The following is a 21,294-nucleotide window of genomic DNA, read 5'->3' as shown; positions in this document are numbered from 1 at the left end:
GACAGCAGAACGGAGACAGATATGCGCATCACCATGGTAGGCACAGGCTATGTCGGGCTTGTCTCCGGTGTCTGCTTTTCAGATTTCGGGCACGAGGTGACCTGTGTCGACAGCAATGCGGCGCGGGTTGAGGCGCTCCAGAGAGGCGAGGTCCCGCTCTATGAGCCCGGCCTGGAGGACCTGCTGGCCAGCAACACCGCAGCGGAACGGCTGCATTTCACCGGGGATCTGGCCACTGCCGTTGCCGGTGCAGAGGCTGTCTTTATTGCCGTGGGCACGCCCACACGGCGGGGGGACGGCCACGCGGACCTGACCTATGTCTTCGCAGCTGCCGAAGAGATCGCACGGGCCCTCACCGGCTATACGGTGATTGTGACGAAATCCACCGTCCCGGTCGGCACCAACCGGCAGATCCGCGATATCATCGCCGGAACCCGCCCGGATCTGGCACCGGATGGGTTTGATATCGTCTCTAATCCGGAGTTTTTGCGCGAAGGTGCTGCAATTGACGACTTCATGCGCCCTGACCGTGTGGTGGTTGGCGTGGAAACAGACCGGGCGGCTGAGGTGATGCAGGCGATCTACCGGCCGCTCTATCTGCGGGACTTTCCGATCATGACAACCGATCTGGAAAGTGCCGAGATGATCAAATACGCGGCCAACGCGTTTCTGGCGACAAAGATTACGTTTATCAATGAGATAGCGGCGCTGTGCGAGCGTACCGGCGCGGATGTGAAACAGGTTTCGCGCGGCATGGGGCTTGATAACCGGATCGGCAACAAATTCCTGCATGCCGGCCCTGGCTATGGCGGGTCATGTTTTCCCAAGGACACCCGGGCGCTGGCACGCATCGGTCAGGAACATGGCATGCCAATGCAGCTCACCGAAACAGTGATCAAGGTCAATGAGGAGATCAAGCGCCGGATGACAGACCGGGTGTTCGATCTCTGCGGCGGGTCGGTGAACGGCCGGACCATTGCGGTGCTGGGCGTGACCTTCAAACCCAATACCGATGACATGCGCGAGGCTCCCTCGCTCACCATCGTGCCCGCCCTGGTTGGCAACGGGGCCCGGGTCCGTGTGGTGGATCCGCAGGGGTACCGCGAAGGCCGCGACCTGCTGCCGGGGGTGGACTGGATCAAAGACCCCTACGAGGCCGCTGCCGGGGCGGATGCGCTGGTCCTGCTGACAGAATGGAATGAGTTCCGCGCGCTGGACCTGACCCGGATTGCCGAAAATATGCAGACGCCTGCCATGGCAGATCTGCGTAATATCTACAGCCCCGCACAGGCCCGGGAGGCCGGATTTACCAGCTATATTTCGGTCGGCCGCGAAGGCCTTCCGGACTGATATCAGTCTCTGTAAAGGCGTTCTGACAAAGTACCTCTGCTCCTGACCGCGCCGGGCATATGTCCTGCGCGGCGGCAGATCAGTTCGGGGCGCTCAGCGCTTCCAGCACCATAATGGTTTCACTGATGGCCCCGGGCGACAGCTCCGGCCCGGGCATGCTGGTGCCTGACGCAAAACTCTCCGGATCTGTCAGGAAGGTGGTCAGCGCCTCCCGGTCCCAGACCCCGCCTTTCGCCCGCAAGGCATCCGAATACTCTGAATAGGCCCCCGTGGCGATCGGGGCCCCGAAGATATTTGCCAGCGTTGGCGCGGAATAGCTGTCATCCGGGCTGACCGAATGGCATTCGCGGCAGGCAACAAAATTTCCGGCCAGACGACCGGCCTCTTCGGCAGACATACCCTGCGCTTTCAGTGCTTTCACCACCGGGTCCACTTCAGAAAAACGATCCGGGGTAATGAACATCAGCTTGCGGTCGTCCGTCCACAGCACAAGCTGGCCTTCCAGCGGCTGTGCGTAGCGCACCCGCTGCCCTACGGGGATCTGCTCGGCAAAAAGCACCCGGTCACCCTCTATACGGATCCGGAAAAGGCTCCGGGCCTTTAAAGACCCCATCAGCAGATCACCGTCCCAGTCCTCATGCACGCCGGACATCGGTTTCAGGCTCGAGATTGCAACCGAGGGAAGCCAGGAAAACACCGGCTTCTCATAGCCGTCGTGACGGCCCCGCGTTGTGATGCCCGGCTGTGGTTGTTTGTTATAATCCGACCCCAGAGAAACATAAGGCCAGCCATAGTGCCCCCCTTCCTCGATCCGGTTCAGTTCATCCCCGCCCCGGGCGCCGTGTTCGACCACATAGAGTGCGCCGTCCAGCAGAGCCAGGCCCTGCATGTTGCGGTTCCCCCGGGACAGCATAAGGGTTTCCAGCGTCTCGATGTTCAGCGCCATGACCTTGCCGTACTCATAACTGTCGTCGTTTGAAATCACGAGGTCCGGACTGTGGATACTGCCGTCGAAATGATAATCCCCCGAGCCCATGTAGATCGTCTGGTCTCCGTCAAAGGCCATACGACCGCCGGCCATATGTCCTTCCAGCGCCAGGCGGTGTGGTTTCAGCGGCAGACAGGGAGCGGTCTCGAATACGGTCTCCCAGTCCGACGCAGGCACCGACGCATCTCGCACGCTGCCGTCAGGCAGGCTCAGACGTGCAATGGCGTTCACAAAACAGGCGTCTTCCTGGAAATAGCGGGTGAAAGAGGCATAAAGCTCCCGCCCCCCGGCCCGCTGAATCATCAGGATGTCATTATAGCGGAAATTGCCCAGTAAATGCTCAAGATCGCTGAAACGCCCCACAGCGTCCTCCTGGTAATCCAGAAAGCCATTTTCGGGGAGTTCGATTTTCAGCCCGGTCACATCATCCGGCCCGGTGGCGTGATACATCAGACCGTCGTGGGTCAGCAGAATGACCCCATCCTCTGCCGGCGTCAGCGCTCCGCCGGTCCCCGACCGGGTCGCCGGAATTGTCACCGCTTCTGATTTCAGCTCGGGCAGAATAGATGGGAACGTTGCCTGATCCAGGTCATCTGCCTGAACCTCCGGCACGTCTTCTGCAGTTTTCGGAGCAGCAGCGTCCCTGGGAACGACCACCCGCACGGCCTTTTTCGCCAGCTTGTAGGGGGCCGTATCAAAATGCGCCAGTGCGGCCCCTGCTGCCATCGTCACGCCGCACAGCACACCAACCAGACCAACCTTTACAATACTGCGCATACCAGGACCTCTTTCGGGCTTACAGACACGGGTTCGGGACAAAACACATAACCCCTGGTGCAGGCGTCAGGTCATGTCGAGAGGACCGGGCAGCCCCTGCGCGGAGGAACCGCACAGGGTCAAAGTCCTGCCTCAATATCATTGCAAAAAGCAGCCAAAGAGGCCTATGACCGTGCCAGTGATACAGCCTGTTCCCAATTGTTCCGAAAGGCCCCCGGATGTCTGACTCCAGGATTTACCCCGTTCTTCTCGCCGGCGGCTCCGGATCGCGGCTGTGGCCCCTGTCCCGCAAAAGCTATCCCAAGCAGTTTTCGTCTCTGATAGGCGAAAAAAGCCTGTTTCAGGCCTCTGCAGAACGGTTGTCCGGGCCGGCCTTTGCAAACCCTGTGATCGTCACCAATTCGGATTTCCGCTTTATCGTCACTGAACAGCTGGCTGCAAGCGGGCTGGATCCGGCAGCGATCCTGATCGAGCCCGAGGGGCGCAATACAGCCCCCGCTGTTCTCGCCGCCGCCCTGCATCTTGCAGAACAGGACCCCGGTGCCCTGATGCTGGTGGCCGCCTCGGACCATGTGATCCCTGATGCCGCGGCCTTCCGCGCGGCGGTCGAGCGCGCCGGCCCTGCCGCCCGCGACGGCCAGCTGGTCACCTTCGGGATCACGCCGGACCGCCCTGAAACCGGCTATGGCTATCTGGAGCCCGATGGCTCCGCCACATCATCCGATCCGGTGCCACTGCGCCGTTTTGTGGAGAAACCGGACCCTGATACGGCGAAAGCCATGCTGGCCGAAGGACATTACCTGTGGAACGCGGGCATCTTCCTGTTCTCGGCCGCCGCCATTACCGATGCCTTCCGCACCCATGCGCCCGGTCTGATGGATCCGGTCTCCCGTGCCGTCACAGAAGCCCGGCCTGATCTGGGCTTTCTGCGGCTGGCCCCCGGCCCCTGGGCTGAGGCCGAGGATATCTCGATTGACTACGCGGTTATGGAAAAGGCCGGCAACCTGATGGTTGTGCCCTATCAGGGCGGCTGGTCCGACCTGGGCGGCTGGGATGCAGTCTGGCGCGAGATGGGCCCGGATGCACAGGGCGTGTCTCTGGGTGGCCCTGCGACGGCAATTGACTGCCGGGACACGCTGTTGCGCAGCGAGGCAGAAGATCAGGCGGTTGTCGGCATCGGGCTGGACAATATCATCGCCGTAGCCATGCCGGATGCGGTTCTGGTGGCGGATAAGTCCCGGGCGCAGGAGGTCCGGCTGGCCGTCAGCGCGCTGAAGGAGAAAAACGCCCTTCAGGCCGAGACATTTCCACGCGATCACCGCCCCTGGGGCTGGTTTGAGAGCCTCGCCATGGGGGATCGCTTTCAGGTCAAGCGCATCGTCGTGCACCCCGGTGCCGCCCTGTCCCTGCAGAGCCACCATCACCGGGCGGAACACTGGATTGTCGTGGAAGGGACCGCACGGGTAACCATCGGCGAGACCGAGCAGCTGGTCAGCGAAAACCAGTCTGTCTATATCCCGCTGGGCGCGACCCACCGGATGGAAAACCCCGGCAAGGTGCCGATGGTCCTGATCGAGGTACAGACCGGCAGTTATCTGGGCGAGGATGACATCATCCGCTATGAGGATGTCTACGCCCGGGACTGATCCCTATTGTGTCTTTCAGACGTCGGTGGTTTCGCAGACGCTGACAATGCGTTATCGGCGCAGAAACGCCCGCCCCCCGGAATATGGCAGAATTTTGCCCGTCGCGTGACCCGCGCGCACAACCCTAAGCATAATGCCGCTCATGAATCGGCTCTGATCAGCGTAAAAGTGCCACTTTTACGTGTGGTCACGACATCCTTAATTCCCTTCTCCGCTGCATTAATTATTTGGGCAAAGCAGCCATTATTGCCTCAATTTTCCACAAATTGAACACAGTCAGGCGATCTAAAATCAGACACTGCTCACACCCGCCGGCTCATGCTGCCCGGCGCCGGATGGAAGAATGAAATGACAGATATCACAATGTTGACGATCGTTGTTCAAAGAGTATCGGCGTGCTGTATGTTTACAGCAGAGTTTTCAGCGCCAGAGGGTAATGCATGTACGAATTCCCACGCAGAAATGCCGGCAACGGCCCGCTGCACACTGCAGGGAGGCTTCTGATGTTTGGCGCATTGATGGGCCTCCTGATGGGAGGCGTCGCTGTGGCCGGAATGGCTGCAGGCGGCGAAGAGGATGAAGAGAACCTCGTCTACGTTCCCCCCGGAAAAAAACCGGGCAACAAACAGCCGGTGCAGACGCCTCCGGTGGCAGACCAGCCGGAACAGGCTGAGCAGAACGAGACACCTGACGCCAGCCCCGTGGCTGAACAGCCCGCCCCTGACCCGGAGCCGGTCCTGGAAGCCCAGGCGCCACAGGTCCCTGATCAGGGTTCTGAGCAGAGCTCACAGGACCCCGGACAGGACCAGGACCCGCAGAACCCCGATCAGCAGGATTCAGGACAGGACCCGCAGAACCCCGGTCAGGATCAGCAGGATTCAGGACAGGACAACCCGGTCGTCGTCGAGGTGCCGCCAGCCGACACCCCTGATCCGCAGCCCGCACCGGAACCGGTTTCGCAGACAGACGGCCCCGATCAGGGCAGCGTTCTCGACGCCACAGATGCAGGATCCGTCATTGAGGTCCGGGAAGGCCGGGTTGCCACACTCGACCCCGGCGCAGAGGCAAATGGCATCTCTGCTCTCAGAATTATCGACGGCCCTGCCCACGGCAATGTCACAGTCAACCCGGACAATACCTTTGCCCTGGTTCTGACCGGCACAGACCACGAGGGCGCGTTGTCCTTCAGCTATGAAGCGACCTACGAGGACGGCAGTTCGGAGATCCTGACGCAGGATCTCAACGTGCGGTCCGTCAGACAGCAGGGTGGCTGGGGTGAGGGCGATGCCTTCATGATGCGCACCGACGAAGATGGAGACATTGTCGTCGAAACCGGCGAGAATCACCGGAAAGTCTATATCTCCGAGAGCGAGAGTGCGCTGAGCAAACGCGATATTGCGGCTCTGGAGGGCATGGAATTCGAGGATGTGACCTTTGAATGGCTCAAAGCGCACCCCGAATACGGCAGCACGCCGGAAATGGCGCTGAACCAGTGGGCCGGCACGGAACTCTGGACCAATCTGCAACTGGAAAACGACACGCCCAACTCGCACTGGGCGCTGTTTGAGCGCGGTTACACCTACGAAAGCACCAAGAACCTCCTGGTCCGCGGGATGCAGGGCGAGGATGAACTGCATCCTGTCTATATCACCTCATATGGCGAGGGGGAGGCCCCCGTCCTGACGGCACATACCAGCGCCTTCAATGAACCGATCAGCAACGTCGTGATTTCGGATGTAAATTTCAAGGACGGTCTTAACGTGATTTATGGTGAGAACCTCCTGCTGGACGGTGTCACCATGGATGGCACGCGGCTTCTGTCGGTTCAGCACGTGGACGGCTTTACCCTGCGCGATTCCAACATCCTCGATATCGCCCACGAGGCGCCGCAGGACGGACGCGATGAATGGTGGCAGCACTCTGACCGGATGCAGGGGTTCTATATCAAAAGCTCCACAGGCGTTCTGATTGAGAACAACCTTTTCGATCACAACGGCTGGGCAGACGACTATCGCGAGGATCTGTCCGGTGAGGGCGGCCAGCCGCCCAGCCAGTACAGCCAGAACGTCTATATCCAGCACAACAACCTCGATGTGACCTTCCGCGACAATATCTCGATGCGTGCGGCATCCTTTGGGGCCCAGGTCCGCCCAGGTGGCTTTATCGAGGACAATGTGTTCATCGATAACAACGCAGCACTGAGCTTTCTGGGAGGCGAACAGAACGACGATGGCACCCTGACGGGGAATTTCTCGCTGGTGACAGGCAATGTGACCACCTCCGGTGCGCACAAGGAAGCGCCCTATACCGGCGCGCTCACACAGGGCATGCACAATGCCGGGCAGCTGTCGACCATACACGAGAATATCGTGGCCCACCTGGCCGATCCGAATAACCCGGACGAGCTGGACTACAAATACTGGAACCACGACGCCCTGATCGAGGAGCGGCCCGCCTATTACGATGATACCATCACGTATAACTGGGACAGCCGCCGGACGTTCGAGCAGGGGGATACCAACGACAAAAACACCCAGAACGTCAACACGGCGATTGCCGATCAGACAACGATCCAGCTCTATGCGGCTGCCCTGCTCGACAAACCGGATGCAACCATCGCGGATCTGGCAGATCACCTGCGCAAGGATCTGGGTTCTGCCCTGCCCGGTCAGACCGATGCCGATCTGATTGCGGCCTACTTCCGGGAAGGCTTCGGGGTCGGCGTTGAGGACCCTGGCGCCGGTGCACAGACCTTCACCTTTGTGCCGAACGACCTGGGCGGCGGCATCCGCTGGGACAACCGTCTGAACTGGGATCAGGACACCCTGCCCGGTATGGATGACGGTGACAGCGTGCGGCTGGCCGGAAACTGGGTCAACTATGGCGGCACAACTGTCATTGACCAGTTTGATTTCGGCAGTGGCGGACGCCTGCATGTCGGGCATGGATATCTGTCAGTAGAGGGCGAAATGACCGCCGGTGAAAGCGGTGCGATGCTTTCTGTGGACGGTGCCGGTCAGTTCTGGACCGATGGCTACACCGATGACGACCTGCTCGACATTGACGTCCGCGGGGGCCGTTTTGCCAATACCGGTGATTTCAGCGGCAACGTTGATCTGACCATCACGGACGGTCAGGCCATTCTGGCCAGCCAGGGCGGCAACTTCGATCTGGGCGGCGCCAGCCGGCTTGTGATCGGCGGCGAGAACACCCGCACCGGCTTTGACGGCACAGACGGCGACACAGCCGTGCTGCGGTTCGAGGACGGCGCAGTGCTGGGCTTCTCCGCTCAGGATGGCTCGCTGGGCACCATCAGCGAGTTCCGCAGTGGCTTTTACGGTACGCAGGACACCAACATTCAGTCCGGCGTAAATCTCGGTATGGCCAACCTGCATCTGGACCTGTCCGGCCTGCAGAATGCAGGCGGGGAATACACACTGATCGAGGCGGATGAGATCATCGGCGGCTTCGGCGAAATCAGGGTCCATGGCCTGCGGTCAGATCAGAAGGCAGAGATCACTGTTGATTACGAGACCGACAAAGTCACCCTGAACCTCACAGGTGGCAGCGGTGATGTCAGCTATGACGCCATCGGTGATGCCGATGATGCGCAGGCCGCAGCAGATCTCTGGGCCGCCCTCACAGACGGGCAACCGGTCTATGACGAGGCCGCACCGGCTCTGGAAACAACGGACGAAGAACTGCTCGATATCAGCGAAGCAGCCTGACCCCGTACAGACAAACAGAAGGCCCCGGTTTTTTCGCATGCGAAAACCGGGGCCTTTTTACGTTTATGCTGCACAGAGACTGATTTCAGAGTCTGCGCGCGGCCAGCCAGGCTCTGAGATCCTCCTGCAGGGCGGCATCCACCCCCGCGCCTGACAACGTCAGACGCCCCTTGCCGGCCCTGAGCCAGACACCGGGTGCGACAGGCGGCTGCGCAGGTGCTGCAGTTTCTGGCGGCGCCTTACTGCCATTCAGGGCCGCTTCCAGCAGCTGACGCTCCTCTGCGGCACTCTCAGGGGCGGCCCGGCGCAGGTCTGCGCTCAGACGGGCGGCAAAGCCTTCCTCTGTCTCCAGCGCCCGGGCCAGACGCAGGCCCAGATGCTCGGGGATGTCCCGCGCGAACCGCAGCACATCATCGAGATGTGCGAAAACAACCCCAAAGCTGTGAATCTTGGAGCGTTTGGACGGGCTGACCGCGGCAAAGAGGGCTTTGACAGCGTCCCGGGCGCTGTCGAATGCGCCCTGTTCGGCGGCACGCGCTGCGATATGGGCCCGTTCGTAAAAACTCAGGTCCGCCCGGATCTCGTTTTCCTCAACCATGGCCACATAGGCCCCGGCCGCCGCCTCAGGGGCACGGAGCAGACAGGCCACGCGGGCAAACCGGTCCTCGCCGGTCGTGTCCCGCAGCTGTTTCAGCGCCGTCAGACGCCGCCAGCCCGAGATCAGCCCGTACCGGTCAGAACCCAGCGAGACGACCTCGATGGGCGCCTGCTGGCCCCGCGCCTCAAGGCTGGTGACCAGCGCCTGCAGCTCGTCGGCATCCATCGCGGTACGGTCACGCACCAGATAGTCTTCGGCAACCTGATCCAGCGGCACCTGAACAATCATCCGGCCCTGCGCGCGCGCGTCCTGCATCTCCTGCGCCAGATCCTCCAGCGCCGCCGTGGCCGACGCGGCACCGGCCATATCCGCGATCGGGGCAGGGGGGCGACGCATGCCCATCATGCCGCCTGGCCCCATATGTGTCCCTGTAACAGGGTTTTGAGCCGGATCCGGCGGGCTCAGCCGTTTGCGTTTTGCCATTGTCCCGCCTCCTTATTCCGCCGCTTCCGTGGGGATGACAGCTCCGGGTTCTTCTGCGGCCCCGTCAGATTTCCCTGCCTGCGCGATCTCATCAGACTCTTTTGTCTGCGCGATTTCATCGCGACGCCAGGCCCCCAGCAGCAGCTGTTTGAACCCCGCATAGGTTTCATCGAAGGTCGCACGCCCCCGCACATAGGTCTCGCGGTTGAAATCACGGTAATCCGCCTCGTAAATACCGTTCACGCTCTCGCCGGCCTGCCCGATGAGGGCCGTGAAATCCTGACGGTAAGGCGACAGCACCGGCCCCATATAGGCCTGCATCAGCGCGGCCATCTCGGCCTGCTGCGCGCCGTCATACCGGGTGATCACCGTGCGCACCGCATCCCACTCAAACCGCAGTCCCTCGCGCCCGAGCGCGCGGGCCGCCAGGTTCTCGCTCTCCTCAATCGAGGAAAACGTCGCATGCAGCATGTCGAAAAACCGCCCCGTGCTGTCGAACTCCACAAAGGACGCCCCCAGCGGCACCAGCAGGATGTCTGCAGCCGCCAGACCGTTGATTGTCAGATAGCCAAGGGCAGGGGGTGTATCGAGGAAGATGAGGTCATAGTCATCCAGCACCCCATCGGCCGCCAGCACCTCTGTGAGCGCGTCCCAGAGCTTCCAGCCGCGCGCGGCCATCCGCCAGACGGGAATCTGGAATTCTGACCAGTAAAGGTTCAGCTGCGCGCCGATCAGATCAATGTTGGGCCAGTGGGTTTTCTGAATGACATCGCCCGTGCTGACCTTCAGTGCCTCTGAGAGCGTCTCATCGAGCGGCTGCGGCGCCTCGCCCCGGTCCGCCCGGCGCTGGTTGTCTGCCATCACATGCTGTGCATAGTGGCGCGCCAGCAGCGGAAAGACCGTCTGCCATTCATCCTGTACCCGGGCCCCGAAAATCGACGACATGGATCCCTGGCTGTCCAGATCAATCACCAGCACCCTGTAGCCATCAAGCGCCGCTGACATGGCCAGATGGGCACAGGTTGAGGTCTTGCCCACCCCGCCCTTGAAGTTGGCCACAGCGACAATCTTTGCAGGCGCGCCTTCGGGACGGTAGGGCAGGTATTCCTTGGCTCTGGACCCTTCGGCCCCGAAATGCGCCCGCAGCCGCAGCACCTCATCGAGGGTGAACCATTTTGCCCCGCCTTCGGTCTCTGCGCGGCCCTGAGGCAGATCAGGGTTGTTGCGCAGCACGCGCCGGAAATGGGCAGGAGCTACGGGGATCAGATACCTGGTAATCTCCCAGGTGGAGAAAAGCCGCAGGGATTTCTGGCCCGTCTCGTCCATGCCCCGGCTGGCCAGATCAGTACGTCCGTTCAGGCAGGCCGCAGCAATTGCGCTGAACTGATCCGTACCCGAAGGGGCGCCAAGCGACGACAGCGCCGCATCCGGGGAGATGTTGAAATAAGGGGGAAGTCCGGTACTGCTCATGAACCGCGCTCCGATGTTATATGTTTTCCCCCAGATACCACAAAAGGTGTTACACGCCAAGAGAATGATCACTTCACCTCTTTTTTCTAAGGAAAATACCCGCCTTTTCAGGGCTTTCGCTGTCGCTGGTGCGGCGCGCAGGCAACATATGCCTGTTATATATGGGTTATAAGTACGTTACAGGTCTGGGTATCCAAGTCAAACCTGCTGAAATCAAAGAGCTTTCGGGAGTTTTCCGGAGCCTGCCTGACTCTGAACCCACGATAAAACGACTCTGATCCCCCGAAGCAGCGATTCCGATCCCCCGATAATTATCCACATGCCGCTGGACGGAATCGGGTGGCTCGCCTAGCGTGGGTGTCACTGAAACGACGAACCCGCATCAGAGCCCGCAAAGGGCCACGCGGGACGGGCAGCAAACGGGCAGAGACAGGCAATGATCACATTTTTCGCGGTGCGGGCGTGGCCCCGCAGGACGTGCCCATGAGCACGGGCGTGACCGCAGGTACGGCAGATTTCTTTGTCTGTGATTTTCTGGCCGTGAGCCCGAAACACGACCTGGCGAGCATGGAGCATCCGCTCTTTTCGCTTTCCACCCGGCCGGACCGGCGCATCCTGAGCTATGCCCATAACGGCCATGAGATCACCGTGACGCCCAGCGTAAAGGGGCGCGCGACGATCTTTGATGCGGATATCCTGATCTTCTGTATCTCACAGCTGATGGCGGCGCTGAATGCCGGACGCCCCGTGGCCCGGACCCTGACACTGACGGCGCATGATCTGCTGCGGGCCACAGGACGCGAGACCTCGGGCGACAGTTACCGCCGCCTGCGCGAGGCTTTCGAGCGCCTGGCAGGCACCCGCATCACCACCAATATCACCACCGGGCCAAAGGACGACCCCATCGAGACCACCACAGGTTTCGGCCTCATCGAGAGCTGGGAGATCGTGCGCCGCACCCGCGCAGGCCGGATGGTCAGTGTCAGCGTGACCCTGTCGGAGTGGCTCTATCGCGCGGTGCTGTCGAAATCGGTTCTGACCCTGAACAGAGACTATTTTTCCCTGCGCAAACCGCTGGAGCGGCGGATCTATGAACTGGCGCGCAAACACTGCGGCCGGCAGCCGGAATGGCGTGCCTCGGTCGAGGTGCTGCTGAAGAAATCCGGCTCCGCCAGCCCGCGCCGGGTGTTCCGCGCTATGCTGCGCGAGATCATCCGCGCCGATACGATCCCTGATTATCAGCTTGTGGAGGAGCCCGGGGACATCATCGCCTTTTCCCCGCGCAGTACGGTCATTGATACCGCGGACGCGCCGCTGCTCGCACCGGAAACGCTGGAGGAGGCCCGCCGCGCGCTGCCGGGATATGACGTCTATGCGCTGGTGGCCGAATGGCAGGGTTTCTGGGCCGATACGGGCCGCAAACCCCTGCGCAACCCCGATAAGGCCTTTCTGGGCTGGCTGGCGCGGCGGTCCGGGTGAGGGTGGATCATAGCGTCTGACGAAAACCCTGAAACATCGGACATCACTTAACGCGCTGGAATCTGTGATTTCAGGCAGCGTTAAGTGATTCAGGTTTTCCGTACGACGCTCAGAGGCGCCACGCCCCGCGCAGAAGTCTGAGTGAAGACAGAGCGAATGGCTGCCGCCTGAAGACCTGCATCGCATAGTGGCGCGCGGTGTCCCGGTGGCCGGCAGAAATCGCCCACCAGGCCCACTTCTGCATGACTTCAGTCTCTTCTGGCGCATGCCGGGGAGAGGGGGGCTCAGGCGATATGCCACGCCGGTCACAGGCGTCTTTCCAGGCGCGGGCGGCGGAATTCACCTGAATATCGCGCTTTGTCACGCTCACGCTCTCCAGATGCAGCCGGTAGCACACGAGCGGTTCGGGGAAATTTGCAAGCCGGGTAATTTCACCCATACGCAGCCAGAGCGCATAATCCTCTGTGTGGGGGTAATCCGTACTGTAGCCACCGGCGGCCTTCAGCGCCTGCGCCCGCATCATCACCGCCGGATGCCAGATACAGGGTCCGCCGCTTTTTATGTGAGCGTTATCTATTTCATCGTGATGCTGAGGCGGCGTGAAATCGCATATCGGGCGGTTTTCACTGTCGATGCAGGTCACAAAGCTTCCCAGAACGCCGGTCTCCGGATGGGCTTTCAGAAAAGCGACCTGCTTTTCAAACCGGTCCGCCCGACAGATGTCATCCCCGTCGATGCGGGCCAGCAGATCGCTCTGTGCTGCACCGGCGAGCTGGTTCAGCGTTTTCACGATGCCCTGGTTGGAGCCTGTCGTAATTTTCAGGCGCGGGTCACGTGCCGCATAATCGTGCAGTATTTCCAGGGAATTATCTGTGGAGCCGTCGTCATGTGCGAGCAGCTCAAAATCGGCGAAGGTCTGGTTCAGCAGGCTGTCGAGCGTATCTGCCAGATAGGGACCAACGTTATAGACCGGCAACAGGACCGAGAGGGGAATGGCTGCAGTCATGGTCAGCTGTCCCGGTCAGGCCGGCGGAGGAGACCGAAGACAAGCAGCTTCCAGGCGGCCGCCGAAGCCGGGTCTGTCATCAGTGCTTTCAGGGCATAGTGCCGCCAGGTGCCGCGGAAACCTGCGCCCCATGCGCGCCAGCCATACTGTATGAAATAATCCCGCCGCGAGGCGCGGGTATTCTCCATCCGCCATGGTTTGTATTCAAAGCGTCCGTCGATCCCGCGCCGGGCCCAGGCGGCTTCACAGGCGCGGCGGCATGTGTCGGCCTGCAGGTCCTGCTGCCGGGCGCTGATGCTCTGGTCATGGATACGGTATTTCAGCAGCACATCTTCCATGGTGGCCAGCTGTCCGATCTCGGCCAGCCGCAGCCACAGATCGATATCCTCTGCGGTTTCACATGCGGGATCATACCCGTCGACTGAGGCCACTGCGGATTTGCGCATCATAACCGTGGGGTGATCAATGGCGGTAATCCCGCGCAGGTTCCTGGCGTCAATTGCGTCATGATCCGTGGGCGATACGTTGATCCCGATGGGCCGCGCCGCGCTGTCGATCAGCAGCGTGGCACCGCCCAGCATCACAGTTTCCGGATGGTCCTGCATCCATGCGACCTGTTTTTCAAAACGGTCGGGCAGGCAGATGTCATCGGCATCCATCCGCGCCAGCAGCTCTGCCTGTGCCCGGTCAATCAGCCCGTTGAGCGTGGCGATAAGCCCCTTATTAGGCTCTGATGTGACCACCACACGCGCATCGCGCGCCGCGAAATCCTGCAGGATCGCCAGCGAGCCGTCGGTTGACCCGTCATCATGGGCCAGCAGCTCAAAATCGGTGAAGGTCTGATCAAGCACGCTCTGCACCGCCTGGGCCAGGTAGGGCGCGGCGTTATAGACGGGCAGCAGAACAGAGACGCGGGGGCTCATGATTCCTCCAGCGTACAGCGGCCCGGCGGCGGGCGGCGTATCGCGCCAAAGACCAGCAGTTTCCAGGCTTTGACCGAGAGCGGATCGGTGGTGACCGCCTTGAGCGCATAGTGCCGCCAGGTGTCGCGGTAGCCCCAGTTCCAGGCGTCCCAGCCGTATTTGAGGTAGAAGTCCCGCCGCGAGGCCCGGTCCTCTGTCATCCGCCAGTCCTGATAGTCAAAGCTGGCCGTTACACCACGGCGCGCGCAGGCATCGGCGCAGATCTCGCGGATGCATTCACGCTGCCGGTCGTTGTTTTTACCGCTGATGCTCTGATCATGCAGGCGGTATTTCAGCACGATATCCGGCAGGCTGGCGAGGCGGCCTGCTTCGGCCATGCGCAGCCACAGGTCCAGATCCTCGGCGGTGTCGCGGCGCATGTCATAACCACCGACCTGACGCACCGTTTCGGTGCGCATCATCACGGCCGGATGGCAGATCGCGCCGGTGCCACGCAGGCTGTAGTCATCCAGGGTTTCGTGATCCCGGGGCGGAAATTCGGGTGCAATATGGCGCCCGGCCTCATCGATAAAGATGATCGCCCCGCCCAGGAGTACATAATCGGGGTTCTGATCGAGCCATGCGACCTGTTTGGCGAAACGCTCCGGCAGGGCGATGTCATCGGCGTCCATGCGGGCGATCAGATCGCCCTGCGCGGCGTCGATCAGCTGGTTCAGGGTCGCGATAAGCCCTTTGTTAGGCTCTGATGTAAGTACCACGCGCGTATCCCGCGCGGCATAGTCCTGCAGAATGGCCAGCGAGCCGTCGGTCGAGCCGTCGTCATGCACCAGTAGCTCAAAATCGGTAAAGCTCTGCGCCAGGATGCTGTCCATGGCTGCGCCGAGCCAGGTCTCTGCGTTATAGACAGGCAGCAGGACGGAAACGCGCGGGGCCATTACTGTTCCTCCAGCACGTATTTGCCGGGGGGCGGGCGGCGCAGGGCACCAAAGACCAGCAGTTTCCAGGCTTTGACCGAGAGCGGATCGGTGGTGACCGCTTGGAGCGCATAGTGCCGCCAGGTGTCGCGGTAGCCCCAGTTCCAGGCGTCCCAGCCGTATTTGAGAAAGAAGTCCCGCCGCGAGGTGCGGGTGTCTTCCATCCGCCAGGGTTTGTGATCGAAGGGGGACGTGATCCCCCGCCGGGCCCAGGCAGCCTCGCAGGCGCGGCGACAGTAGTCTGCCTGCTGCTGTTGCTTTACGGCGCTGAGGCTCTGATCATGAATGCGGATCCGGATGACGACTTCCGGCAGGTTTGCGATTTTCCCCACTTCTGCCAGGCGCAGCCAGAGCTCCAGATCCTCGGCATTCGGAAATTCGGGGTTATAGCCACCAGCGGCCTGCAGGGCCTTTGTGCGCATGGTCACGGCCGATTGCAGAATGGTCGTGAGGCCGCGCAGGTGCCGCCCGTCGATGTCTTCATGGGTCACCGGCAGTTTTCCGGGCGCGATAAAGCGCCCTTCGGCATCCATCGTCAGGCCCCATCCGGCCACCATGACATGATCCGGGTGCGCCTCCAGAAAGGCCACCTGCTTTTCCAGGCGCTGCGGCAGGCACACATCATCCGCGTCCATCCGGGCGATCAGCGCGCCGCGTGCATCGGCAATCAGCAGGCCGGGGACCACGCCCACGCCCTGGTTCGGCCCCGAGGTGACGCGGATCCGCGCGTCGCGCGCCGCAAAATCCTGCAGGATTGCCAGCGAGCCGTCGGTCGAGCCATCGTCATGGATCAGAAATTCAAAATCGGTGAAGCTCTGGTCAAGAATACTCTGCACCGCTTCGGCGAGGTAGGGTTCAGCGTTATAGACCGGCAGAATGACAGAGACGCGGGGGGCGTCATGAGAAGGGCGAGATATCATACCCGAGTTCCCTCATGGTTTTGCGCGTATAGCGCCAGGTGACCAGCTTCCCCCGGAGCGTCATATCCTCTTTCCAGCCATCGGTCCCCCGCACGCGGGCAAAACCCTGCGGTTCTTTCTGATCAGACTGACCGGCCCGCCAGGCCTCCAGGATCTCGCCGGTCCGGTGCTCTTCGCCCGGCATCAGGAAATCCAGGATACGTTGCAGGGTGCCTTCGGTATCGGCTATGGCATCCTCGTATTTCAGCATCAGAAAAGGGTGGTCAGGATTCTGCTGTCGCCATCTCAGCACAGCTGCGCAGTGGCGCTGCCACAGAATAGCGGCCCCTTTCCAGGTCGACGGTGCCCAGTTTTTTCCCCATGAGGCGCTGGCATGCACCACTGAAGAGGTCACCGCCCGCGAATCCCGGCAGATAAAAATGATCTTTGCCTCGGGGAAAAGCCGCGTGATCTCGTCGAGATAGAGACAGTTTGAAGGGGTCTTTTCCAGGTGGATGCGGGCGGCAGGTGCCGAAGCAAAGAGATCTGCGAACAGCCCCTGCCATACCCCGCGAAAGAGATCGTCATAGGTGTCGCGTGACACATAGGTCAGCGGGCCGATGCTGCGGCTGTCCCGCGCCTGGATATCAGCCATGCGCAGCGCAGGCGAGAACCCCTCAAAGAAGTGGCTCTCCTCGCCGCCGCAGATATCATTATGGGCCTGCAGCAGACGCTGGATCCAGGTGGTTCCGCTGCGCGGGGCGCCGGCCAGAATACACAGTTCCGGGGAAGGAGTGCGGGAACCAGTCATCGCTGCTCAGAGAGAAATAGTTTGAAGAACATAAAGATACATAGCGATTAACAGGGCAAGCGCAATGCTGTCCAGCCGCAGGCCGGCATAGCCACGCCGCAGGGCAAAGTTCAGCGAGATAAAGTGAACCAGCACAGTAGCGACACCCACGGCTGCCAGGATGCCGATCACCCCGCCCAGATAGAACCCCACGAACACCCCGATGATCCGGAGCGCGGCAGAGACGCCCATCACAAAGGCATGTGCCCGGCTTTCCCCTACCGCCAGCATAACGCTCTGGTAGGGCATGCTCAGGACGCTGATGCCGGTATTCAGCGCCAGCAGGGACATGAATGTTCCGGCCATCGCATAGCGCGGGTCATAGAGGAAATCGACAATCGGCTGCGCCATAAAAGACAGCAGGCAGAACAGGGGCACAGTCCCGACAAACAGCAGCTTGCGGACACGCCGCAGCACGCCCCGCAGGTTTTCCGGCCGCTGGCGGGCCACCTCCGATATCCCCGGATAGGCCGCTTTGGAGAGGACCTGATTGACCAGCATGCCCGGTGTCCAGGCCAGTTTGCTGGCGATCCCCAGAAAACCGATCACTTCGATCGGCAGCAGAAAGCCCTGAATGGCTCCGATCCCGCGCCCGCCAAAATATCCGAACAGAGTGGCCAGCAGAATCCACCGCCCGAAGACCAGGATTTCGCTCACCGTTTCCCGCTCCAGACGGAAGCGGTGGGGAAAGCGCGGAAAGACCGTGTAACTCAGCACCAGATGCAGCAGCACACCGGATATCTGGCCGATGGCCAGGGCCCAGACGGACCGCAGCATCCAGGCTGCAAAGACCGTGATGCCGATGGTAACGACCTGGACCGCGATCTCGATTGTGATGATCCGTCCCAGGATCAGCTTGCGGTTCATGGTCACGACGCTGATTGATTTGAACCCTTTGATAACCACGGTCAGGCTCAGCACGCAGATCAGCGGAAAGAGATCAGGCTGATCATAAGCCCAGGCCGCAGGCCAGGCGACGATACAGGCAACCAGCCCGATCGCACAGCCGCGGAGTACCTGAATGGTCCAGGCCGTCTGCAGAAAGGCCTCGTCCTCCCCGCGTTTGCTGCGGATCACCGCATCACGGGTGCCGATATCACTGAGCAGGGTCAGACCGGCCAGCACGACCATCGCCAGCGACAGCAGCCCGAAGACCTCCGGCGCCAGCAGACGCGTCAGCAGCAGACTGGATCCCAGCCGCAGTACGCTCTGGGTGCCGAAACCAATGGTGGTCAGGGCAGAGCCCCGGAGCACCTTTGACCTCAGGTCTGACCCGGAGAAATTTGCCAGAAAGGTGGAGAGTGCGGGCATCAGTGACTTTCTGCGTCAGACTTTATTTCTGCAGAGCCCGGGATTTCCCCGGGCACCGCAGATGAGGGAAACCGAACCGTTACAGCTTATGGTTTCAGACAGGTTACAGGTTCGGAATAAAGCGGGGCAGGGGCTTTTCGACCTGCTCCAGCACGCTGAAGAGCCGGGCCTCTGCTTCGGCATCGCTTTCATCCGGCCGGATCATGGTTGTCAGGCGCACCAGAGCACCGTCAGTCCGGCCGGTCCGGATCCCGTCGATCATCAGCCAGAACTTGGCTTCGAAATCCCAGGCGATGTGGCGCCCTTTCTGTTCGAACCAGTAGAACACCATCATCCGGGCCTCGCCCTTCTGGATGATCGCGCGGTTGATCTCAAAATAGCTGTCGCTGCCGAGCCGCTCGGTGATGTCGGTCCGTTCCAGCCAGGCAATTTCCCAGCCCGCGCCGGGCAGGCAGATTTCGGGCGAGTGTACGCCACCCTGGCTCTGATCCTCGTACCAGGCCATGAACAGCCCGACCGGGGCTGCGTGATCCGGGCTGACCAGTGAGACCTGATGATAGTCATCCGCTGCCAGGGTTTCGAGCACGCCGCTGCTGAGGGTGGTCGGCGGTCCCTCCTGACGCCATTCCCCCAGTTGCCGCGGGAAGAGCACAAAGCTGTCCCGGTCAATGGCCTCCTGTCCGCGCTCGGGCACGGCCTGGTAGGCAAAGAAGGCCGCCAGGGTCAGTACTGCCGCGGTGATCATCGCTGTGGAGGGACGCAGGTATTTTATCCGCATGGCCTGGGTGCCGAGCCCGTCGGTATCCAGATCAAGCGCATCAACCACGGACATCTTCACAGGCTGGAAGAACAGCATGACGCGCGCCAGCAGGAACAGCAGGATGATACAGGTGATAAAGATGACCCAGCCTTCAAAGAAGTGGGTGAAACCCTCGAGCCAGCCGACCCCGAACCGGTCCGCCAGCAGGCCGGCCACGGCGATCCGTACCGAATTCATCAGCACGGTGATCGGAGCAGCCGCGAGCAGCAGCACCGCCTTGTGCCACATCGGGCCTTTGTAGAGTACGGCGAAAATGTAGGAGAAGCTGAGGATCGGGAACAGATAGCGCAGCCCCGAGCAGGCCTCGGCCACATGCAGTTTCAGCACACCCAGATCGATGATGTTGCCGTCCAGAAACACCGGGACAGAGAGCAGTTTCAGGAACCAGACACCCAGCTCAGACGAGATGAACTGCAGCCAGGTCGACATTTTGTAATAGAGCACGCCCGGCAGCGGCAGCATGTAGACAAGGTGCAGCACCGGCGGCCAGAAGTGTTTGCCTGTCTTCCAGCCAAAGCTGATCAGCAGGATGCCCCCGACCCAGAGGATCGTGGCATAGGCAACGATGTCGTTGATGTTGGACAGCTTGCCGAGGGTCCCGAAGGCAATCGCGGCCAGCAGGACAGTGACCCCGGCCCAGCGGTCGCGGACGGGTCCCGGATTGACGGGCACCTCTTTGAGCTGGCGCAGAAAGAGCAGACCGGACAGCACAGGAATGAGCGGGCCGTGGCTGTATTCGGGCAGCTGCCAGGCCTCGAGCAGGGCATCAAGCCCCTCGATAAAGAAAAGACACGCGCCTGCTGTGGCGACCAGAAACCAGAACATGCCCCAGGTCATGAACTGCCCGATGAAGAGCGGCTGCCGGGCACTGCTGTCAATGGAAGACATCTTCAGGTCCTTTCTGAAAAACTCGTGAACCAGATACTGAACGGAACCTTCCCGCGGGACTATGCCGTAATTTATCGGTTTTCGCTACGTTAACTGTTCATCCTGACAAAAACTTTATCCGCTCAGAGGCCCAGCCGCCGCAGCTTGCTGCCTATTCTGCGGTAAATCGCCGGGGGCAGGATATCCTTGACCATGGCACGGCGCGCCACCAGCCGGTCAGTCTGATCTGCCGATCCCGGCCGGGGCCGGAAGAGCGTCGTGTGTTCTTTGCGGGTATCGTCCCAGGTGGCGGTGTAATAATACAGCGCGATGGACTGGCGGGCCTCGCCATCGGGATGGTTCACCGGTTCGGGATTGCCATGGAAGGTGTCCGAGCCGGTGGAGAAACAGACCATGCGGTTAAAGGTCGGTACAAAGCTCGCCATCTTGCGGGTCATGTCGTTGTCCCAGATCTCGAACGAGCCGCCCCAGTCTTCCTGCCAGTTTTTATTCAGGTAAATCAGGACATTCAGGCGCCGCTCCACACCCATCTGCTTGTGCAGGTTGAAATCCGCATGAATGTCCAGATGACCACCGTTGAGCGTTTTGTGGATACCGGCCCCGTTATAATAAGGGTCCGGGATCAGCCCCCTGATGCCCGTCATCTCTTCGAGAAAGAGGATGAAGGGGCGCGAGTTGAAGGCATAAAACAGGTTCCTGGTGAACTCTGGCAGCCGCTCGGGAATATAGGAGGACTTCAGGTTTTCCTGCGCGCGGCTGAAACTGGCTTCGGCGGCAGGCATGTTCTCAAGGTCGCGGCAGACCCGCTCCAGAATGCTTTCGGGCAGAAAGTTATCAATGCAGATGTGATGATAAGGCTCGCCGCTCTGATAGACCCCGGCATGGCTTTTTCCCAGCGCACGGGCCGCATCTGTCGGGGTCAGCAGCGTTTCGGCATCAATCGGATAAGCAGGCGTCTGGGTCATATGGTATCTCCGGGCGGATTGCACAGTCTGTCTCGTATCACGCTCTGAAAAGCGGTCTGGTCTTATGGATTCGGGCTCTGATCGTCGGTCTGATGTTAATATACGTATTTGTCGGAAATTTGTCTGCTTTGCCGGGGTA

The 21,294-nt window shown here is 61.0% G+C and carries 15 protein-coding genes; 4 read left to right on the top strand and 11 right to left on the bottom strand.

Annotated features, from left to right (window positions below):
* Nucleotides 1-21: 21 nt before the first annotated feature.
* Nucleotides 22-1,350, top strand: coding sequence for a UDP-glucose/GDP-mannose dehydrogenase family protein (locus Q0792_RS19675; protein ID WP_298845124.1), 1,329 nt, complete (start codon nucleotides 22-24; stop codon nucleotides 1,348-1,350).
* A 79-nt stretch (nucleotides 1,351-1,429) separates the two neighbouring features.
* On the opposite strand, the gene Q0792_RS19670 is transcribed toward Q0792_RS19675, so the two are convergent.
* Nucleotides 1,430-3,115 carry a PQQ-dependent sugar dehydrogenase gene (locus Q0792_RS19670; RefSeq protein ID WP_298845121.1) on the bottom strand — a complete coding sequence of 562 codons (1,686 nt, stop codon included), beginning with the start codon at nucleotides 3,113-3,115 and terminating at the stop codon, nucleotides 1,430-1,432.
* Between the two features lie 218 nt (nucleotides 3,116-3,333).
* Between Q0792_RS19670 and Q0792_RS19665 the strand changes: the two genes are divergently transcribed.
* Nucleotides 3,334-4,761, top strand: a complete 1,428-nt coding sequence (locus Q0792_RS19665; protein WP_298845118.1) for a mannose-1-phosphate guanylyltransferase/mannose-6-phosphate isomerase — start codon at nucleotides 3,334-3,336, stop codon at nucleotides 4,759-4,761.
* Nucleotides 4,762-5,264: 503 nt separating this feature from the next.
* Nucleotides 5,265-8,489, top strand: a complete 3,225-nt coding sequence (locus Q0792_RS19660) for a right-handed parallel beta-helix repeat-containing protein (protein WP_298845115.1) — start codon at nucleotides 5,265-5,267, stop codon at nucleotides 8,487-8,489.
* Nucleotides 8,490-8,574: 85 nt separating this feature from the next.
* On the opposite strand, the gene Q0792_RS19655 is transcribed toward Q0792_RS19660, so the two are convergent.
* Both Q0792_RS19655 and Q0792_RS19650 read right to left on the bottom strand, forming a co-directional pair.
* Nucleotides 8,575-9,570: a ParB N-terminal domain-containing protein gene (locus Q0792_RS19655; RefSeq protein ID WP_298845112.1), complete on the bottom strand. Its 996-nt coding sequence runs from the start codon at nucleotides 9,568-9,570 to the stop codon at nucleotides 8,575-8,577.
* 12 nt (nucleotides 9,571-9,582) lie between these two features.
* Complete coding sequence (locus Q0792_RS19650; RefSeq protein ID WP_298845108.1) at nucleotides 9,583-11,040, bottom strand: AAA family ATPase; 1,458 nt, start codon at nucleotides 11,038-11,040, stop codon at nucleotides 9,583-9,585.
* Nucleotides 11,041-11,523: 483 nt separating this feature from the next.
* Here Q0792_RS19650 and Q0792_RS19645 point away from each other — a divergent pair, with 483 nt between their 5' ends.
* Nucleotides 11,524-12,519: a replication initiator protein A gene (locus Q0792_RS19645; protein ID WP_298845105.1), complete on the top strand. Its 996-nt coding sequence runs from the start codon at nucleotides 11,524-11,526 to the stop codon at nucleotides 12,517-12,519.
* Between the two features lie 109 nt (nucleotides 12,520-12,628).
* Here the strand turns inward: Q0792_RS19645 and Q0792_RS19640 are convergent, their stop codons facing one another.
* From Q0792_RS19640 to Q0792_RS19605, 8 genes are all read right to left on the bottom strand, one after another.
* Nucleotides 12,629-13,525, bottom strand: coding sequence for a glycosyltransferase (locus tag Q0792_RS19640; RefSeq protein ID WP_298845102.1), 897 nt, complete (start codon nucleotides 13,523-13,525; stop codon nucleotides 12,629-12,631).
* Nucleotides 13,526-13,527: 2 nt separating this feature from the next.
* A complete protein-coding gene (locus Q0792_RS19635) occupies nucleotides 13,528-14,448 on the bottom strand; it encodes a glycosyltransferase (protein ID WP_298845099.1) in 921 nt (306 codons plus the stop codon).
* A complete protein-coding gene (locus Q0792_RS19630) occupies nucleotides 14,445-15,383 on the bottom strand; it encodes a glycosyltransferase (RefSeq protein ID WP_298845096.1) in 939 nt (312 codons plus the stop codon). The genes Q0792_RS19635 and Q0792_RS19630 overlap by 4 nt, the downstream gene beginning before the upstream one ends.
* Nucleotides 15,383-16,342, bottom strand: a complete 960-nt coding sequence (locus Q0792_RS19625) for a glycosyltransferase (RefSeq protein WP_298845094.1) — start codon at nucleotides 16,340-16,342, stop codon at nucleotides 15,383-15,385. The genes Q0792_RS19630 and Q0792_RS19625 overlap by 1 nt, the downstream gene beginning before the upstream one ends.
* A complete protein-coding gene (locus Q0792_RS19620) occupies nucleotides 16,320-17,132 on the bottom strand; it encodes a sulfotransferase (protein ID WP_298845091.1) in 813 nt (270 codons plus the stop codon). The genes Q0792_RS19625 and Q0792_RS19620 overlap by 23 nt, the downstream gene beginning before the upstream one ends.
* Before the next feature lie 6 nt (nucleotides 17,133-17,138).
* Nucleotides 17,139-18,482: an oligosaccharide flippase family protein gene (locus tag Q0792_RS19615; RefSeq protein WP_298845089.1), complete on the bottom strand. Its 1,344-nt coding sequence runs from the start codon at nucleotides 18,480-18,482 to the stop codon at nucleotides 17,139-17,141.
* A 103-nt stretch (nucleotides 18,483-18,585) separates the two neighbouring features.
* Nucleotides 18,586-20,190 carry a VPLPA-CTERM-specific exosortase XrtD gene (gene xrtD, locus Q0792_RS19610; protein WP_298845086.1) on the bottom strand — a complete coding sequence of 535 codons (1,605 nt, stop codon included), beginning with the start codon at nucleotides 20,188-20,190 and terminating at the stop codon, nucleotides 18,586-18,588.
* Between the two features lie 122 nt (nucleotides 20,191-20,312).
* On the bottom strand, nucleotides 20,313-21,155 hold the full coding sequence (locus Q0792_RS19605; RefSeq protein ID WP_298845083.1) for a 2OG-Fe(II) oxygenase: 843 nt from the start codon (nucleotides 21,153-21,155) through the stop codon (nucleotides 20,313-20,315).
* Nucleotides 21,156-21,294: the final 139 nt, after the last annotated feature.

Origin of the sequence: uncultured Roseobacter sp. (genome assembly GCF_947495025.1) — a bacterium.
Classification (GTDB): Bacteria; Pseudomonadota; Alphaproteobacteria; order Rhodobacterales; family Rhodobacteraceae; genus Roseobacter.
Note: the sequence above shows the minus strand (reverse complement) of the source record. Positions and strands in the feature narration are given on the sequence as shown.

Bases quoted from the DNA above. Each gene is read 5' to 3' on its own strand.
- Q0792_RS19630 (WP_298845096.1), bottom strand. From the start codon at position 15,383: ATGGCCCCGCGCGTTTCCGTCCTGCTGCCTGTCTATAACGCAGAGACC.
- Q0792_RS19615 (WP_298845089.1), bottom strand. From the start codon at position 18,482: ATGCCCGCACTCTCCACCTTTCTGGCAAATTTCTCCGGGTCAGACCTG.
- Q0792_RS19635 (WP_298845099.1), bottom strand. From the start codon at position 14,448: ATGAGCCCCCGCGTCTCTGTTCTGCTGCCCGTCTATAACGCCGCGCCC.
- Q0792_RS19660 (WP_298845115.1), top strand. From the start codon at position 5,265: ATGTTTGGCGCATTGATGGGCCTCCTGATGGGAGGCGTCGCTGTGGCC.
- Q0792_RS19655 (WP_298845112.1), bottom strand. From the start codon at position 9,570: ATGGCAAAACGCAAACGGCTGAGCCCGCCGGATCCGGCTCAAAACCCT.
- Q0792_RS19605 (WP_298845083.1), bottom strand. From the start codon at position 21,155: ATGACCCAGACGCCTGCTTATCCGATTGATGCCGAAACGCTGCTGACC.
- Q0792_RS19665 (WP_298845118.1), top strand. From the start codon at position 3,334: ATGTCTGACTCCAGGATTTACCCCGTTCTTCTCGCCGGCGGCTCCGGA.
- Q0792_RS19620 (WP_298845091.1), bottom strand. From the start codon at position 17,132: ATGACTGGTTCCCGCACTCCTTCCCCGGAACTGTGTATTCTGGCCGGC.
- Q0792_RS19675 (WP_298845124.1), top strand. From the start codon at position 22: ATGCGCATCACCATGGTAGGCACAGGCTATGTCGGGCTTGTCTCCGGT.
- xrtD (WP_298845086.1), bottom strand. From the start codon at position 20,190: ATGTCTTCCATTGACAGCAGTGCCCGGCAGCCGCTCTTCATCGGGCAG.
- Q0792_RS19640 (WP_298845102.1), bottom strand. From the start codon at position 13,525: ATGACTGCAGCCATTCCCCTCTCGGTCCTGTTGCCGGTCTATAACGTT.
- Q0792_RS19625 (WP_298845094.1), bottom strand. From the start codon at position 16,342: ATGATATCTCGCCCTTCTCATGACGCCCCCCGCGTCTCTGTCATTCTG.
- Q0792_RS19645 (WP_298845105.1), top strand. From the start codon at position 11,524: ATGAGCACGGGCGTGACCGCAGGTACGGCAGATTTCTTTGTCTGTGAT.
- Q0792_RS19670 (WP_298845121.1), bottom strand. From the start codon at position 3,115: ATGCGCAGTATTGTAAAGGTTGGTCTGGTTGGTGTGCTGTGCGGCGTG.
- Q0792_RS19650 (WP_298845108.1), bottom strand. From the start codon at position 11,040: ATGAGCAGTACCGGACTTCCCCCTTATTTCAACATCTCCCCGGATGCG.